Annotated in this window: 12 protein-coding genes; 4 read left to right on the forward strand and 8 right to left on the reverse strand. The window is 66.8% G+C overall.

Features of this window, described 5'->3' with window-relative positions:
- Positions 1 to 14: 14 nt before the first annotated feature.
- From atpA to ACK4SV_RS06900, 3 genes are all read right to left on the reverse strand, one after another.
- Positions 15 to 1,550, reverse strand: a complete 1,536-nt coding sequence (atpA, locus tag ACK4SV_RS06890; protein ID WP_409917076.1) for a F0F1 ATP synthase subunit alpha — start codon at positions 1,548 to 1,550, stop codon at positions 15 to 17.
- 8 nt (positions 1,551 to 1,558) lie between these two features.
- Complete coding sequence (gene atpH / locus ACK4SV_RS06895; RefSeq protein ID WP_409917077.1) at positions 1,559 to 2,119, reverse strand: ATP synthase F1 subunit delta; 561 nt, start codon at positions 2,117 to 2,119, stop codon at positions 1,559 to 1,561.
- 214 nt (positions 2,120 to 2,333) lie between these two features.
- A complete protein-coding gene (locus tag ACK4SV_RS06900) occupies positions 2,334 to 4,502 on the reverse strand; it encodes a primosomal protein N' (protein ID WP_409917078.1) in 2,169 nt (722 codons plus the stop codon).
- Between the two features lie 116 nt (positions 4,503 to 4,618).
- Here ACK4SV_RS06900 and ACK4SV_RS06905 point away from each other — a divergent pair, with 116 nt between their 5' ends.
- Both ACK4SV_RS06905 and ACK4SV_RS06910 read left to right on the forward strand, forming a co-directional pair.
- On the forward strand, positions 4,619 to 5,614 hold the full coding sequence (locus ACK4SV_RS06905; protein WP_409917079.1) for an AAA family ATPase: 996 nt from the start codon (positions 4,619 to 4,621) through the stop codon (positions 5,612 to 5,614).
- A gap of 9 nt (positions 5,615 to 5,623) precedes the next feature.
- Positions 5,624 to 6,967: a vWA domain-containing protein gene (locus ACK4SV_RS06910; RefSeq protein ID WP_409917080.1), complete on the forward strand. Its 1,344-nt coding sequence runs from the start codon at positions 5,624 to 5,626 to the stop codon at positions 6,965 to 6,967.
- 9 nt (positions 6,968 to 6,976) lie between these two features.
- Here ACK4SV_RS06910 and ACK4SV_RS06915 read toward each other — a convergent pair whose 3' ends face one another.
- Positions 6,977 to 8,059, reverse strand: a complete 1,083-nt coding sequence (locus ACK4SV_RS06915; RefSeq protein WP_409917081.1) for a site-specific DNA-methyltransferase — start codon at positions 8,057 to 8,059, stop codon at positions 6,977 to 6,979.
- A 206-nt stretch (positions 8,060 to 8,265) separates the two neighbouring features.
- Here ACK4SV_RS06915 and ACK4SV_RS06920 point away from each other — a divergent pair, with 206 nt between their 5' ends.
- Positions 8,266 to 9,948 (forward strand): Na/Pi cotransporter family protein, encoded by a 1,683-nt coding sequence (locus ACK4SV_RS06920; RefSeq protein ID WP_409917082.1) that lies wholly within the window; start codon positions 8,266 to 8,268, stop codon positions 9,946 to 9,948.
- Here the strand turns inward: ACK4SV_RS06920 and ACK4SV_RS06925 are convergent.
- Positions 9,932 to 11,065, reverse strand: coding sequence for a PA0069 family radical SAM protein (locus ACK4SV_RS06925; protein ID WP_409917083.1), 1,134 nt, complete (start codon positions 11,063 to 11,065; stop codon positions 9,932 to 9,934). The two genes, ACK4SV_RS06920 and ACK4SV_RS06925, sit on opposite strands and share 17 nt — an antisense overlap.
- Positions 11,066 to 11,103: 38 nt before the next feature.
- Positions 11,104 to 11,724 (reverse strand): DUF2064 domain-containing protein, encoded by a 621-nt coding sequence (locus tag ACK4SV_RS06930; protein ID WP_409917084.1) that lies wholly within the window; start codon positions 11,722 to 11,724, stop codon positions 11,104 to 11,106.
- A gap of 72 nt (positions 11,725 to 11,796) precedes the next feature.
- Here ACK4SV_RS06930 and ACK4SV_RS06935 point away from each other — a divergent pair, with 72 nt between their 5' ends.
- Entirely contained in the window at positions 11,797 to 12,327 is a 531-nt protein-coding gene (locus tag ACK4SV_RS06935) for a hypothetical protein (protein ID WP_409917085.1), read from the forward strand.
- A gap of 98 nt (positions 12,328 to 12,425) precedes the next feature.
- On the opposite strand, the gene ACK4SV_RS06940 is transcribed toward ACK4SV_RS06935, so the two are convergent.
- Both ACK4SV_RS06940 and ACK4SV_RS06945 read right to left on the reverse strand, forming a co-directional pair.
- On the reverse strand, positions 12,426 to 13,109 hold the full coding sequence (locus ACK4SV_RS06940) for a TIGR04283 family arsenosugar biosynthesis glycosyltransferase (RefSeq protein WP_409917086.1): 684 nt from the start codon (positions 13,107 to 13,109) through the stop codon (positions 12,426 to 12,428).
- A 1-nt stretch (position 13,110) separates the two neighbouring features.
- The gene (locus tag ACK4SV_RS06945; protein ID WP_409917087.1) at positions 13,111 to 13,911 is read right to left on the reverse strand and encodes a uracil-DNA glycosylase; all 801 of its coding nucleotides are present in this window, start codon (positions 13,909 to 13,911) and stop codon (positions 13,111 to 13,113) included.
- Between the last annotated feature and the right edge of the window lie 2 nt (positions 13,912 to 13,913).

A 13,913-nucleotide genomic window follows, 5' to 3' on the forward strand; every position in this document is an offset into this window, starting at 1 on the left:
TCAGGGGGCAGAAATCAGGCGAACTTCGCCGTGAAATCGTCGAGCGTCTTCTTGATCTCGCTTTCGATTTCCTCGGTCAGCTCGCGCTTGTCGCGCAGCTTCTTCAGGAGGTCCTTCTTCGCCCCGCGCAGGTGCACGAGCAGCTCGCGCTCATAGCGGGTGACCTCTTTCAGGGCGACCTTGTCGAGATAGCCGCGCGTGCCAGCATAGATGATCACAACCTGCTCTTCCATCAGCAGCGGCGAGTATTGCGGCTGCTTCAGGAGTTCGGTCAGGCGCGCGCCGCGGTTCAGGAGGCGCTGGGTGGCGGCGTCGAGGTCGGAGCCGAACTTCGCAAAGGCGGCCATCTCGCGGTACTGGGCGAGTTCACCCTTCATCGAGCCGGCCACCTTCTTCATCGCCTTGGTCTGGGCGGCCGAGCCGACGCGCGAGACTGAGAGACCAACGTTCACGGCCGGGCGGATACCCGAGTTGAAGAGGTCGGTTTCGAGGAAGATCTGGCCGTCGGTGATCGAGATCACGTTGGTCGGGATATAGGCCGACACGTCGTTGGCCTGCGTTTCGATGACCGGCAGCGCCGTCAGCGAGCCATTGCCATTGTCGTCGTTCAGCTTCGCTGCGCGCTCGAGCAGGCGCGAGTGGAGGTAGAACACGTCGCCCGGATAGGCCTCGCGGCCCGGCGGGCGGCGCAGCAGCAGGGACATCTGGCGGTAGGCAACGGCCTGCTTGGACAGGTCATCATAGATAATCAGCGCATGCATGCCGTTGTCACGGAACCACTCGCCCATGGCGCAGCCGGTGAACGGGGCAAGGTATTGCAGCGGGGCGGCTTCCGATGCGGTGGCCGAGACGACGATGGTGTAATCCATCGCGCCGCGCTCCTCGAGAGCCTTGACGACCTGCGCCACGGTGGAACGCTTCTGGCCGATGGCGACATAGACGCAGAACAGCTTCTCGCTGTCGCTCTTGGCGGCGTCATTGGTCGGCTTCTGGTTCAGGATCGTGTCGATGCAGATCGCGGTCTTGCCGGTCTGGCGGTCGCCGATGATCAGCTCGCGCTGGCCGCGGCCAACCGGGATCATGCCGTCGATGGCCTTGATGCCGGTCATCATCGGCTCGTGCACGGATTTCCGCGGGATGATGCCCGGAGCCTTCACGTCCACGCGGGCGCGCTCGGCAACGTCTTTCAGCGGGCCCTTGCCGTCGATCGGCTCGCCCAGCGCGTTGACGACGCGGCCAAGCAGGGCCTTGCCGACAGGGGCCGAGACGATCTCGGCGGCGCGCTTGACGGTCGCGCCTTCCTTGATCGCGCGGTCATCGCCGAAGATCACGACGCCGACATTGTCAGCTTCGAGGTTCAGCGCCATGCCCTTAATGCCGCCTTCAAACTCGACGAGTTCGCCGGCCTGGACGCTGTCGAGGCCATAGACGCGGGCAATCCCGTCACCGACCGAGAGAACCTGGCCGACATCGGAGACTTCGGCTTCAACGCCGAAATTCTCGATCTGCGACTTCAGGATGCCCGAAATTTCTGCAGGTGAAATATCCATCGAGCTTCTCATGCTCCCTTCATGGCGGTGTTCATGCGATCAAGTTTACGGGCGACACTGGCGTCCACGAGCTTCGAGCCCAGACGCAGCTGGATGCCGCCGATCAGCGAGGCATCAACCTCGCTGGTAAGTTCAACATCCCCGCCGACGAGCTTCGCCAGCAGCGATTCGATCCGGGCCTTCTCGGCGCCGGTCATTTCCTTTGCGGTGCGCACAACGGCGCGCTGGACGCCGCGCTGCTTTGCATACAGCCGGTCGAACGCCACTTCGGCGCCGGGGATGTCGCGGGCGCGGCCATTGGCGGCCATCGTGCCGAGGAATTTCGAGAACAGCGGCGAGTAGCCGGCTTTCGAGGCAATCGCGCCCAGCGCCGAGACTTTCACGTCCCGCGAGAAGGCGGGAGACTCGAGCAGCTTGCGCAGCTCGCCGGAGGCTTTGACAGCCGCCGCGAAGGCACTGAAATCCTTGTGGATTGCGGCGAGCTGACCCTGCTCCTGGGCAAGATCGAACAACGCCCGCGCATATCGCTGGGCCGTTTCGCTCGTCTGAATCGCGTTCGAGGCAGGCAAGGTCCTGAAATCCGTCTCTTTTCGGGGGCCGGAGGGCCGCTTGGCATAGGTACAAGGAGCGCGCGCTGGGCGAGCACCCCCTCAAGGCTGTGCGGCGCATATCACCGGAAAACTGTGCTGACAACAGCCCCGCAGTGCGCCCCTGATGCGGCGAAATGGCCGCGCGCCGGGCCCTTCCCCTCAGGGAACAAGCTACTGCCGGGCTACCAGCAGCCTACAGGAAAGAATAAGGGTCGATATCCACCGACAGGCGCACTGGTCCCGGCAGTTTCAGCCGCGCGGTCCAGGCTGTCATGTAGGCCGACAGGTCAACCGTTCGCGGGCTCTTGATCAGGAAGCGCCGGCGATGGCGCCCCCGAATCACCGACAGGGGCGCCGGTGCTGGCCCGTAAATCTCCACCCCCTCGCCATTCGGCGCCGCTGCAGCGATTTCCAGCGCGACCCGGTCGACCAGATCCGGCGCTGGCGCCGACAGGATCAACCCCGCAAGGCGCCCGAATGGCGGCAGGCCGAGTTCGGCGCGCACTTCCCGCTCGATTCGCAAATAGCCATCCCGGTCATTGGCGGCGAGGGCCTGCATCGCCGGATTGTCCGGCGCCCAGGTCTGCACCAGCGCCCGGCCCGGCCGCTCCGCCCGCCCCGCCCGGCCCGCCACCTGGCTCAGCAGCTGATAGGTCCGCTCACCTGCGCGCAGGTCGCCGCCCTTCAGGCCGCTGTCCGCGTCCACCACGCCCACCAGCGTCAGATTCGGGAAATTATGCCCCTTGGCGACAATCTGCGTGCCGATCAGCACGTCGATCTCACCCTGCTGCATCCGCTCCACCAGGCTGCGCGTCGCCTCGCCCCCGGCTGCCGTGTCGGAGGAAAAGATCTCGATCCGCGCCTCCGGCAGCAGCGCGCGCACTTCTTCTGCCACCCGTTCGACGCCGGGGCCGACCCCCATCAGCGAATCAGCGGCCCCGCAATGCGGGCAGTTCGCCGGCTTGGGGATTGAATAGCCGGTCACATGGCACACCAGGCGGCCGGTGTAGCGGTGCTCGGTCAGCCAGTTCTCGGTGCCGGGGCTTTTCAGCCGCTCGCCGCAGGCCTTGCAGATCACCAACGGCGCGTAGCCCCGGCGGTTGAGGAACAGGAGCGACTGCTCCCCCGCCCCCAGCGTCTCCACCATCCCGCGCACCAGCACGGGCGACAGCCAGCGCCCCCGCTCCGGCGGCGCCCGCCTGAGGTCCACAAGGTCAATGTCCGGCAGCCGCGCTGCCCCCGGCCGCGCGGACAGTTTCAGCCGCGTATACCGCCCGGCCTCGGCATTCACCGCTGTCTCCAGCGCCGGCGTCGCCGAGGCGAGGATGATCCGCGCCTCCTCCAGCTTCGCCCGCATAACGGCGAGGTCGCGCGCATGATAGCTGACGCCGTCTTCCTGCTTGAAGCTCGTATCATGCTCCTCATCGACGATGATGAGCTTGAGGTTCCGGTAAGGCAGGAACAGCGCCGAGCGCGCCCCGATCACGATGCGCGCGCGGCCATGGACCGCCTCGCGCCACGATCTGCGCCGTTCCTTCGGGTTCATGCCCGAATGCCAGGGCGCGGGCGCCGCCCCGAACCTTGCCTCGAACCGGGTGAGGATCGCCTGCGTCAGCGCAATCTCCGGCAGCAGAACGAGCACCTGCGCCTCCGGATCAGCTTTTAGCGTCTCCGCAATGGCCTCGAAATACACCTCCGTCTTGCCAGACCCCGTCACCCCATCCAGCAGGAAGGCGGTGTATCCGCCCGCGCGGATCGCCGCCGCCAGCTCATTTGCCGCCCCGGCCTGCTCCGCCGTCAGCAAGGCGCCCGCCCGCGAGACATCCGGCGCCGGATAGGGCGGGTCTGTCTCCACATCCACCGCCTCCAGCGCGCCGGTCTCCGCCAGCCCCCGGACCACAGCGGTGGACACCCCAGCCGCCTCGGCGAGCTCCGCTGCGCTCATCAGCCCGCCGCCTTCCGCCGCCGCCAGCGCTTTCTGGCGCGGCGGCGTCAGGCGCGGCGGCGCCGCCCCGGTCGCCCGGTAGCGCGTCTCCACCGGCGAGGGCAGCAATCCGTCCCGCGCCCGCAGCGCCATCGACAGGATCATCCCCGGATGCGTCACGGTATACTTCGCCGCCCAACCCAGGAACTCGCGCATCGGCGCGCCCATGGGCGGCACATCATAAACCGCGCTGACCGGCTTAAGTTTCCGCCCGGCGCCGGCCTGATCGCCCAGCACCTCGACCACCATGCCCAGCCGGTCATACGGGCCGACCGGCGCGGCCACATACGCCCCCGGCGCCAGCGCCATCCCCTCCGGTACCGTATAATCAAACGGCTCCGGCAGCGGCAGGGTAAACAGGATCCGGGCGACAGGCATGGCCTTCGCTTAACCGCTCCGCCCGCCTGCGTCATCCGCCGGCTTTCAGCGGACGCACCCGCCCCTGCCCTTCCGTCAGGCTTGCCACTCCTCGGCCCCACCCCTACGCCTTCGGCATGGCTAGCAAAACGACTTCGACCGGCTATGAGCCGATGACCTCCATCGCGGCGATCACCTCCGGGCTCGCTGGCGTCGGTTACATCTCGACTGACCAGATATCCACGGCGGTCTTCCTCGCTCATGGCCTGCGCAAGCCGATCCTGATCGAAGGCCCCGCCGGCGTCGGAAAGACCGACCTTGCCGCCTCCCTCGCCCGATGGCTCGACGTGCCGCTCATCCGCCTGCAATGTTATGAGGGCCTGGATGAAGGAAAGGCGCTCTATGAATGGAAATATGGCAAGCAGCTCCTCTACACCCAGATCCTGAAAGAGAAGCTCAACGAGCTGATCGGCGCGGCCGACACGCTCGGCCAGTCGCTCGGCAAGCTCGCCGATTTCGAGGACCTTTTCTTCTCCCCGCAATTCCTCGAAGCCCGCCCCCTGCTCACCGCGATGCAGCAGGACCAGGGCTCCGTCCTCCTCATCGACGAGATCGACAAGTCCGATGAGGCGTTCGAGGCCTTCCTCCTCGAAGTCCTGTCCGATTACCAGGTCTCCGTGCCCGAGATCGGCACCATCCGCGCGAAGGTTCCGCCGGTTGTCATCCTCACCTCCAACAATGTCCGCGAGTTGGGCGACGCGCTGAAGCGCCGCTGCCTGCACCTGCATATCGGCTTCCCCGATCATGTCCGTGAACAGAGGATCGTCCGCGCCCGCGTTGACGGCATTTCCGACACGCTGCTCGGCCAGCTGGTGCGTTTCGTCCAGTCCGTGCGCGAGGCGGACATCAAGAAACGCCCTTCGATTGCCGAGACAGTCGACTGGGCGCGCACGCTGCTCCTGCTGCACGCCAGCGAGCTTGACGAGGCTTTCGTGCGCGACACGCTGAACGTGCTTCTGAAGCATGAGACCGACATCGCCGCCATCGCCCCACTTGTGCCCCGCCTCGTGCGCGAGGCAGCGGGCGCCGACTCCGGCGGGCGCATGGCGTCCGGCTATCCGGATCTCGGCTGAGGCGCCAATATGGAGCGCCAGATTTCGAATTTCATCAGGGCGCTGAGGTCTTCCGATGTCAAGGTCTCCACCGGCGAGGCGCTGGACGCGGCCCGCACCGTCGCGATGATCGGCTATGGCAACCGCGCGCTCCTGAAAGATTCGCTCGGCTGCGTCCTCGCCAAGTCCGAAACCGAAAAGCATGTCCACGACCGCCTGTTCGACCTCTACTTCGCCGCCGCCCCGAAATTATCCGCCGAAAGCAATCCGGAAAAGGACCAATCCTCCGGCGACGAAGCAAGCGAAGACGCCGTCGACAAGATGGTCTCCCTCACCGAAGAGGGGCAGGAAGAAGCCCTCGCCAGCGCGGTCGAGCGTGCGGCCGAAGCTGCCGGCCTCAACGATATCCGCTTCTCCACCCAGGTTGCCTATTACGCCCAGCAGATGGTCAAGGCGATGGGCGGCGAAGCACTGCAGGTACGCCTGCTCGAGGCTCTTCAGGCTAGGGGCGATGACCGCGAAGCCGAGGCCCAGCGCCTGATCGATGCCCGCCGTACCCTGACAATGGCCGCCCGCGCCCGCGCCGAGCGCGCCTTTGAAGTCTTCGGCGCCGGCGAAACCGAAAAATTCCGCGACGATGTCGCCGCCACCCGCCGCCTCAGCGCGCTGGAAGCCCACGACATGGCGCGGATGAAACTGCTGATCGCCAAGATCGCCAAACGCCTCGCCGTCAAGCATTCCCGCCGCCGCAAGAAAACCAGCCGCGGCATCCTCGACGTGCGCCGCACGATGCGCGCGAATGCCGGCTATGATGGCGTGCCCTTCAACATCGTCTGGCGGCAGAAGAAAAAGGACCGTCCCAAGATCATCGCCATCTGCGATGTATCCGGCTCGGTCGCCGCCTATGTCCGCTTCCTGATGCTCCTGCTCTATTCCATGCGCGAGGTGATCCCGGACCTGAAGGCCTATGCCTTCTCCTACCGGCTCGGCGAAGTCAGCGATATTCTCGATACGAACGAGTTCGACGGCGCGATGAAGCGGATCCTGCGCGAGCATGGCCTCGGCTCGACCAGCTATGGCCAGGCCTGGTCAGATTTCGCGATGAACCATGAAACCGTCATCGACCGGCGCTCCACAATCCTCATTCTTGGCGATGGACGCTCGAATTATGGCGACCCGCGCCTCGACCTGTTCACCGGCTTTGCCGCGCGCGCCAAACAGGTGATCTGGCTGAACCCGGAGGGCCCGAGCCTCTGGGGCACCGGCGACAGCGTCATCCCGCGCTATGCGCCTTACTGCAAGCAGATGAGCCACGTCGCCACATTGCGCGACCTCGAACGCGCCATCGACGCGATCCTGACAAGCTATTCGTAGGCGGACGTATTACTCCAGGCCCATCTCTTCCCGGTAACGCCGCCGCAAGAGGTCAATCGGCGCAAGGTCGCGCTTGTCCGTTTCATAATGCCAGTAGGTCCAGCCATTGCAGGCCGGCGCCTGCTGCACATGCGCGCCGAGCCGGTGGATCGAGCCCGTCACAGACCCCGTTGTCAGCGATCCGTCGACGCGGATGCGCGCCTGATGGCGCCGCTGCGGCGAATAAAGCCGGTCGCCCGGCTTCAGCCAGCCGGTTTCTATCAGCGCCCCGAACGGCACGCGCGCTAGCGATTTCTTGCTCCGCTCGGTCTCCAGCATCTCACCCTCGACCGGCATCACGGCTTTCAGCCGCGCGCGCGACAGGCGCAGATAGGTCTCATCCCGCTCGAAGCCGATATAGTCCCTGCCCAGACGTTTCGCGACGGCCGCCGTCGTCCCTGTGCCCGAGAACGGATCGACCACCAGGTCGCCCGGCCGCGTCGTCGCGAGCAGAATGCGCGCCAGTAGTGCCTCCGGCTTCTGCGTCGGATGCGCCTTGCGGCCCGCCTCATCCTTCAGCCGTTCCCCGCCCGTGCACAGCGGGATTGTCCAGTCGGACCGCATCTGCTTGTCCTCATTGAACGTCTTCAGCGCATCATAATTGAACGTCACACGGCTGTCCTTGGACTTGCCAGCCCAGATCAGCGTCTCATGCGCGTTCTGGAACCGCGTGCCCTTGAAATTGGGCATCGGATTGGATTTCAGCCAGATCACGTCATTCTGGATCCAGAAGCCCTGATCCTGCAGGATCGTCCCGACCCGGAAGATATTGTGATACGATCCGATCACCCAGATCGCGCCATCATCCTTCAGCACACGGCGGCATTCTTCCAGCCACTGATGCGTGAACAGATCATATTCGTCAAAGCTGCCAAACCGGTCCCATTCATCATCTACCCCGTCGACCACCGACTGGTCCGGCCGCGTCAGCCCGCCGCCGAGCTGTAGGTTATAGGGCGGGTCTGCAAAGACGAGATCGACCGACCGGTCCGGCAGGCGCGAGAGCATCTCGATACAGTCGCCGAGAACGATGGTGTTACGCTGGATTGTCATATGCCGGGGCCCCGCAACTCTACTGTGTCTGTTGCAGACGACCCTGAATCGCGCCGGTTACCGTCCGGTGAAGGAAATCCTGACGAAAGGTTACCACCCGCCTGCCCGGCCACCTGCCCGCCGCCCTTGGCAGCGCGCCCGCCAAGGCGGTAACATGACAATCTGATGACAGGCGCCCGCACCGGGCGGCAGGACCGGGACCGACCATGATACTGGCGCTGACCTTGCTGGGCGGAGTGGGCCTTTTCCTCCTCGGCATGGCGATGCTGACCGAGGGGCTGAAGCTCTCGGCCGGCGACGGCCTGCGCGCCATCCTGCGCGGCTGGACCAGCACGCCCGCGCGCGGCCTCGCTTCCGGCGCGCTGCTGACCGGCCTCGTCCAGTCCTCCAGCGCCGTGACGGTCGCCACCATCGGCTTCGTCAATGCGGGCCTCCTGACCCTCTCGCACGCCGTCTGGGTCATTTTCGGCTCGAATGTCGGCACCACGATGACCGCCTGGCTTGTCGCGCTCATCGGCCTGAAGCTCGACATTGGCGCGCTCGCCCTGCCGATCATCGGCCTGGGCGCCATGATCCACATCTTTTCCAGCCGCCGCCCCCGCCTGCACGGCGCCGGACAGGCGCTCACAGGCTTCGGTCTTTTCTTCCTCGGCATCGGCATCCTGAAGGACGGGTTCGAGACCCTCCTGCCCTGGGTCGAGACGATCGACCTTGCCGCGGCCGGCATCTTCGCGCCCTTCGCCTTCCTCCTCGCCGGAATCCTCCTGTCCGCTGCGGCCCAGTCCTCCAGCGCCGCCGTCGCCCTCATCCTGACCGCCACCGCCACCGGCGGCCTGCCGCTGACCCTCGCCGCCGCCGGCATCATCGGCGCCAATATCGGCACCACCTCCACCGCGCTGTTTGCCGCCGCCGGCGCCACCCCGGCCGCCCGGCGCGTCGCCACCGCGCATATCGTCTTCAACCTCTATTCCGGTCTCGTTGCCTTCCTTCTCCTCGTCCCGCTTGTCTGGGCGAGCCATGAACTCGCCGACGCCCTGCTGGCCGACAGCAAGGACGAACCGCTGACCCTCGCGATCTTCAACACGCTCCTGAACCTTCTCGGCGTGCTGGTCATCTGGCCGTTCGCCAGCCGCCTCGTGCGCTGGCTGCAGGGCCTTTATGTCAGCGATGAGGAAACCCTGGCCCGCCCGGCCCATCTCGACCCGACACTGGCCGCCGTCCCCTCCGTCGCCCTGCGCGGCCTCGTCCTTGAAATCCGCCGGATGATGGACATGAGCTTCACCCGCGCCGCCCGCCGCCTTGATCGCGGCACGCCAGCCGCGCTGAACGGCGCCGGTGATGCCGGCCTCCTCGCCCTCGGTCAGGCGATCCGGGATTTCATCTCTACCCTCAACCGCCAGCAACTCCCTTCTGAAGTGGTTGACGCCCTGCCGGACCTCATCCGCTCGGTCCACCATATCGAGGAGGCGATCACCGAAAGCGCCGCCATCCAGTCCGAAACTGCCCTTCCTGCCGCCCACACCACCGGCCCCGCCTGGGACCGCCTCCGCGCCGGCGTCCTCGCCGCCCTCGATTGCGAAGCGACCGGCGCCGAAGCCTTCCGTACGGAATTCGAGGCCGAGATGCAGGAGGCCGACGATGCCTATGAAGCCATCAAGCGCGCCCTCCTTTCCGCCGCCGCCGCCGGGAAGATCGGCGTGGAGCCGATGGAAGCGGCCCTCCTGCATGCGCGGCGCCTGCGCCGCCTGTCTGAAGCCGCGCTGAAAGCGCAGCGCCGCCTCGCGCGCTGGGCACCGCTTGCCCGGGACCGGATCGATCCCGGCCCGCCGCAGGACGCGGAAGAAACCGCTGAGGATGCCGCCCCGGCCCGCATCACAGATCCAGCCTGAGCTGGCCGTTCGCCGCCGGCCCCGGCCGGAACAGGTCCGTGCGCAGCGCCTCGCGTCCGCCATTCAGCCCATGGCGTGCCGCCGCCCGCACGATCCGCTGCCGGATCAGGTCCGCCACCGGCCCGCGCCCGGTACCGCGCTCATACCACTTGGCATCATAATCCGCCCCGCCGCGGATCTCGCGCAGCGTATTGATGATCCGCGCGGCCCGGTCCGGAAAATGCTGCGCCAGCCATTCATGGAACAAATCCTTCAGCTCGAATGGCAGCCGCAGCAGCACATAGCCGACGCCCCGCGCCCCATGCGCCGCCGCCGCCGCCACAAGGTCCTCGATCTCCGCATCGTTCAGCCCCGGGATGATCGGCGCGGTCATCACCGAGACGGGAATCCCCGCCTCCGTCAGCGCCCGCACCGTCTCCAGCCGCCTCTGGGGCGTGGCGGCGCGCGGCTCCATGATCCGCGCCAATGACCGGTCGAGCGTCGTGATCGACACGCCCACCCGCGCGAGCCCCTTGGCGGCCATCGGCGCGATAATGTCGATATCGCGCTGGATCAGCGCCGATTTCGTCAGCAGGCTGACGGGATGGTCATGCGCCGCCAGGATCGACAGCAGTTCCCGCGTCAGGCCCTGTTCCCGCTCCACCGGCTGGTAGGCATCGGTATTCATCCCCAGCGCGATGGGCCGCACGACATAGCCCGGCCGCGCCAGCTCCCGCCGCAGCAGCTCCGGCGCATTCACCTTGCGGAACAGCCGGCTTTCGAAATCGAGCCCAGCCGACAGCCCCGACCAGGCATGGGTCGGGCGGGCAAAGCAATAGATGCAACCATGCTCACAGCCGCGATAGGGATTGACCGTCCGGTCAAACGAAATATCCGGCGACTGGTTGAAGGTGATGATCGTGCGCGCCGTCTCGTCCATCAGCAGCGTGTCCAGCCGGCCGGCCGCCGCCTCGACCGTGTCCCAGCCATCGTCGAAGGCTTCGCGCGTTTCTTTCTCATAGCCCCCGGTCTGGTTCGACACCGCGCCGCGCCCGCGATGCTCGAACCGCTCAGCCGCTTCGCGCGCCTCGATCAGGGTCACCCGCCCGGTGGATTTCAGTTTCTGGCCCGTTCGCATGGGCGGAGAAAGCCATGCCAAATAGAACAAATCAAGAACTAATAGAGAGCTTTCTGTGAGTTTTGCGCCGCGCGCCAGCCCTTCCAGTCCGCCGCCTCATCAATGTCCGCCAGCGTTTCAAGCCGCGCAACCCTCGCCCCCGCAGGAAGCCGGTCCGCCACATCCGCCATCGCATGAGGGCCGGACCAGCGCACGCCCTCGAAGTGCGCGCGCGCCCCCGGCCGCTTGTGCATCCCGAACAGCCAGAACCCGCCATCCTCTGCCGGCCCGAACACGGCATCCGCCCGCTGCAGCGCCCGCATTGCCGCGCGCAGGTGCGCCGCCGTCAGGTCCGGCGCGTCCGCCCCGATGAACAGCACCGGCCCGGCCGGCGCCTCTGCCAGTCCCCGCGCCAGACGTTCCGTCAGCCCGCCCGGCCCCTGCCGCCACAGCGCGTCCGTCCCGAACGCCGCTCGCCCGGCGCGGCTCACCGCCATCCGGTCGGGCGCCGTATAGATGCGCGCCGGAATCCCGCTCGCCCGCACAGCCTGCAGCGTGCGCGCGAGGGTGAAGGCCGCAATCCGCCGCGCCTCTGCCCGCCCCAGCCCCGCCGCCAGACGCGTCTTGGCAAGGCCGATACGTGGCGGCTTGGCATACAAAAGAACAAGTCCGGGACGCATGGCCGCCTTTGATTTGCCTCAACCCTGCGCTTCTAATGCGCTGGCTGAAAAGGGAAAAGGACACCCCGATCCATGCTCGCTTTCCTGCGTTATCTGCCGCTTGCGGCCAGCCTCGGCCTGCTGACCGCGTGTTTCGTGTCGGAAGATGCCTTGATCGGCCAGGGCGTGCGCCTGCATGACGGGCCGGTCGCCTTCTGTCTCGGCCCGGATGATCCCTGCCTGCCCGCGCCGCTGGAGGGTGATACCTACCTTGCCGCCTCCGGCGATAGCGGCACGCCCATGCGGTTCGTGCCCCTCACCGAGGCCGGCGGCCAGCCGGTCTGGCTCGGCGAGGCCGAAATCCGCGAAGAAGACAGTGACGAGCGCGCCTTCATGATCCTCGTCGCCCGCCCTGAGAGTTTCGCGGCGGACGGCACCCTGAACATCCGCATCATGACACCGGACTGCTACGAGGCCGGCGAGGACATGCGCGCGAGGTACGGTATCGAACAGGTCGACCAGTATATCTGCGCCACGCCGGATCTCGAGACCCTGTCGGCCTATCTCATCGAACGCCACGGCGCCGATTTCGCTGACCCGGACTGGTGGGAAGGCTCAAACTGAAGCACCGCGCTGTTTCCCTGAATCAGCGCGGTGCTCCAGTTTTTTGATTTGTCGCGGCGTTTTTCCCAAAACCGGTTCCCACTTTTCGGAACGCCGCTCTAGCGATACCGCTTTGCCAGCGCCTCCGGCTTCGCCCCCATCAGAAAGCGCATCAGCAAAACCGCATTGCTCCAGGCCCGCCGCCGCCAGCCATCCCGCTCATACTTCGCCGCAGAGGTCCGCGCCTCCGCGTCCAGGATCACGATCCGCGCCTTGCCCAGCGCGCGCACGATCATGACATCCTCCATCAGCGGCGCCTCCGGATACCCGTCCACCTCCTCATAGAGCGCGCGGGAAATCAGCAACCCCTGATCCCCATATGGCAGGCCCATCCACCGCGCCCGCCGGTTCGCCCGCGCTTCCAGCCAGCGGGCCGCTCGCGCATCGGAGCGGAATTTCAGCGTGAACGCCGCCGCCTTGCCGGGCCGCGCCGCCATATGCGCCGCCGCCCGCTCCGGCCAGTCGCGCGACAGGGCCGTGTCCGCATGCAGGAACAACAGCCACTCCCCCCGCGCCGCCGCCGCCCCGGCGCGCAACTGCGCCGCCCGCCCTGGAAGCGACGCGATCACCTCTGCCCCCGCCGCTTCGGCGATGCGCACCGTCGCATCGCCCGAGCCGCCATCCACAAGAATCACCTCCCGGATCAGCCCCGCCTCCAAGCCCGGCATCAGGCTCTCAAGACAGAGCGGCAGGTCGCCCGCAGCATCCAGGGCCGGAATGACAATCGACACAGGCGCAGGCATTTCAGCCCTCCAGATCCGCCAGCCTTGCCTCGATCAGCAAGAGGTCGCGCCAGGCCCGGCTCTTGTCCTGCGGGCGGCGCAGCAGGTAGGCCGGGTGCAGCATCGGGATCAGCGGCGCGGTGAACCCGCCCGCCGTGCGATAGCTGTATTCATTCCCGCGCAGCTTCATGATCCCGTCCTTACTGGCCAGCAGCGACACCGCAGGCACGCCGCCCGCTGCCACGATCAGCTTCGGCTGCGTCAACTCGATCATCCGGTCCACGAAGGGCCGGCACACCGCCAGCTCCTCGGCCTCCGGGTTCCGGTTGCCCGGCGGGCGCCAGTAATTGACGTTGGTGATGAACGCATTTTCCGACCGCGAGCGGTGGATGGCCGCCAGCATCCGGTCGAGCAGCTGTCCTGCCTTGCCGACGAAGGGCTTGCCCTGCCGGTCCTCCTCGGCGCCCGGCCCTTCGCCAATCACCATCAGGCCCGCCCCCGGCGTGCCATCATACACCACCGCCTGCTCGCACCCGGCGCGCAGCGGACTGCCTTCAAAGGCCCGGATCGCCGCGGCCAGCGCCTCCAGCGTCGCCGCCTCAGCGGACAGCCGCGCGGCCTCGCGCGTCCAGTCGTCTGCCGAGCGCACGCCCCGACGCCTCGGTGCAGGCGCCGCCGCCTTCACAGCCTGCCTTGCAGGGGCCTCCTCCTCCGGTGCGGCCGCCAGCAGCGCCTCAACAAGGGCCTCATCGACATCCACGCCCATCGCCGTCCACCAGTCGGTGAGTGCAGAAATCGGCTCTCTTGACGCAGGGGCTGACATTG

Source organism: Hyphomonas sp. (genome assembly GCF_046313735.1).
Lineage (GTDB): Bacteria > Pseudomonadota > Alphaproteobacteria > Caulobacterales > Hyphomonadaceae > Hyphomonas.